Below are 2,675 nucleotides of genomic sequence, written 5' to 3' on the forward strand. Positions count from 1 at the left end.
CCCGGCTGCCCCTGTTTCGCCCTAACCGCCGCGTCCGCGCGGTTGGTGAGCCAACCCCGGTGACACTCCGTAGCAGCGGCCATACCGGTGCTGTGGTATTTGCCGTCTGAGAGAGAGTGAGAATGCGCAAGTTGCAAGGTTCCGTAGTACGTCGTGGTTGGCGCTGGTACCCGGCACTGTTGCTGGGGTTGGTGCTGTCACTGTCCAGTTCGATCGCCATTGCGGCGGCCCCTGCCGCGGCCGGCCTGCAGCAGGAACTCGACCGCCTGGTGGCGGGATTCGACGGCTCGGTTGGCGCCTATGTGCTTGATCTGCGCAGCGGGCGCAGTGCGCAGGTCAATGGCGACAGCGGCTTTCCGATGGCCAGCACGGTCAAGGTGCCGGTGGCCGTGCATATCCTGGCGCTGGTGGATGAGGGCAGGCTGGGGCTGCAGCAGCAGGTGCTGCTGGAGCAGGGCGATATCTATCCGTCGATGGGCGGTCCGATGGACATCCATCTGTCCCCGGGCTCGGCCATCACCGTCCGCGATCTGCTGCACATGATGCTCACCGTCAGCGACAACAACGCCACCGACATCCTGATCCGTCTGGGCGGCGGCCCGGCGGCGGTGGATGCGCGCATGCGCGCGCTGGGCGTGCAGGGTATCCGTGTGGACCGCTACATCTGGGAGATGCTCTCGCACTACATGGGCGCGCTGGAGGTATCCGCCGCCAAGCCGATCAGTCCGTCCGACTACGCCCGGCTGGATGCGCAGGAGCGCAGCGACGCGGAAAAACGCCGCTACCGTGCGCTGTACAACGGCGATCCGCGCGATACCGGTACGCCGGCGGACATGGCGATGCTGCTGCGCAAGATATGGAACGGCGGGGCACTCAAGCCGGCCACCACCGCGGTGCTCAAGCAGATCCTGCTGGATTGCCGCACCGGTCCGGGACGGCTCAAGGGCATGCTGCCCGAGGCCACGCCGGTGGCGCACAAGACCGGCACGGTCGGTGATGTGATCAACGATGTGGGCGTGGTCACGCTGCCCGGTGGCAAGGGCGAGGTGGTGGTGGCGGTGTTCCTGAAATCGGGACTGGGCGACCACGCCCGGGACCGGCAGATCGCGCAGATCGCGCGCGCCGCGCACGACTACTTCCTGTTCACCGCCGCCGACTGACGCCGCCCGCCGGCTCAGTTGAGCAGCCGCGCCAGCTGCGTGCGGTTGTCGATATCGAGCTTGCGGAAGATCGAACTGATCTGGCACTCGATGGTCTTGCGCGAGCGGCACAGCTGGTCGGCAATGGCGTCGTTGCGCAGTCCGGTGGCCACCAGCAGCGCCACTTTCCGCTCGCTGGGCGAAAGACGCTCCAGCACCGGCAGTGCGCTGGACGCCGGTGGCGCTTCCAGCTCCGGCGCCGCGCTCTGCGCGGTGAGAATGAGCAGGTGCTGGGCGTGGCCGCGGGAGTTGCCGGGCGCGGAGCTTAGTTGCAGATGCAGGCGTTCACCGCTGAGCACGGGGTGCTCCAGGGTCAAGCTGGCGCGGTTGCCGGGTGGCGCGGCGGTGGCTGGCAGGTCCTGCATCCAGCGGCGCAGCGGCGCCTCGATCGCCCGTGGCAGATGTCCATCGCGATCGGAGTCGGCGCTCCAGCGCCGGCACAGGCGGCTGGCCTCGCGTGACAGGAACGCAGGCAGCAGATTTTCATTGACCAGCACCGCGGCCAGCGGCAGTTGGTGCAGCAGATCGGCGACGGCGCGGTGGTGCAGGCGCTCCGATTCCAGGGCGCGGATACGCTGCAGGCCAGCCTCGAGCAGCGGATACAGCTCGGCAAGAAAGCCCAGCTCCGCCCCGCCCAGATCCTCGGGGGCAATGTGCAGGCGGATGCTCAGCACCGCTTCCAGACGGGTGCCGTCCCAGAACGCCAGGTGGATGAAGTCGCGCCAGCCGGGCGTGGGGTTCTGTGCGCGCAGCCGCTCCGGCGCATCGACGTCCTGCGAGGCGATCTGCGAGAACGTATAGCTGCGGATCAGCGGATTGGCATCCAGATACGGCGCGGCCACTTCCAGACTGTTGACCAGGCGGGTGCCATCGTCGGCGGCACTGTTCAGGTGATGTCGGCCTTCCTGCGGCTGGTAGCCGTCGATATCGGACAGCAGGCTGCAGGAGTGGCAGGGCAGCGCCGTGTTGATCAGTGCCGCGCAGGCCTGCCACAGCGCGCACATGTCCAGCGCCCTGACCAGTGCCGCGCGGCCCGCCGCCAGCGGATCCGGCTGGGACGAGGAACAGCGCACATCGACAATCAACATGGTGTCTCCTGCAGGAAGGGCGCGTCCGCCTGCGACGTGGCGGAATGCTGCCCGGACCTGTTTAGCAGTGGCCCCGGAATGTGACAAGTGCAGGACGGGCAGGCTGAAGTGGCCGAATATCCGGGTTTTTCCCGATTACCGGCCACCTGCGCTGTGGTCGAATGGCCGCTGTTGCAGACCGTTCGAACAGGAGGGTAGAGGCCATGGGGTATGCGGGAGCGCGTTTACGATCACGGGTTGGAGACACGGTGGTGATGCCATGAGCCAGACGTTTGCGCGGGTGGAACTGCACACGCCCTATCTGCTGTTCCTGGGCGAGGAAACCAATCCGCTCAAGGCCAAGACCGCCTTCGGCCTGCGCGACTGGGCGGCGGAAAGCTGCATCGGG

At 67.2% G+C, this 2,675-nt stretch carries 2 protein-coding genes; one reads left to right on the forward strand and one right to left on the reverse strand.

What is annotated here, in order from left to right:
* Positions 1-122 precede the first annotated feature (122 nt).
* Positions 123-1,160: a class A beta-lactamase gene (gene bla, locus JCM9942_RS13680; RefSeq protein ID WP_054660362.1), complete on the forward strand. Its 1,038-nt coding sequence runs from the start codon at positions 123-125 to the stop codon at positions 1,158-1,160.
* Positions 1,161-1,174: 14 nt separating this feature from the next.
* Here bla and JCM9942_RS13685 read toward each other — a convergent pair whose 3' ends face one another.
* Positions 1,175-2,287, reverse strand: coding sequence for a helix-turn-helix transcriptional regulator (locus tag JCM9942_RS13685; RefSeq protein WP_054660364.1), 1,113 nt, complete (start codon positions 2,285-2,287; stop codon positions 1,175-1,177).
* Positions 2,288-2,675 lie beyond the last annotated feature (388 nt).

The organism is Stenotrophomonas pictorum JCM 9942, assembly GCF_001310775.1.
Taxonomy (GTDB): Bacteria; Pseudomonadota; Gammaproteobacteria; order Xanthomonadales; family Xanthomonadaceae; genus Stenotrophomonas; species Stenotrophomonas pictorum.

Coding starts and splice junctions, on each gene's coding strand:
- bla (WP_054660362.1), top strand. CDS start 123: ATGCGCAAGTTGCAAGGTTCCGTAGTACGTCGTGGTTGGCGCTGGTAC.
- JCM9942_RS13685 (WP_054660364.1), bottom strand. CDS start 2,287: ATGTTGATTGTCGATGTGCGCTGTTCCTCGTCCCAGCCGGATCCGCTG.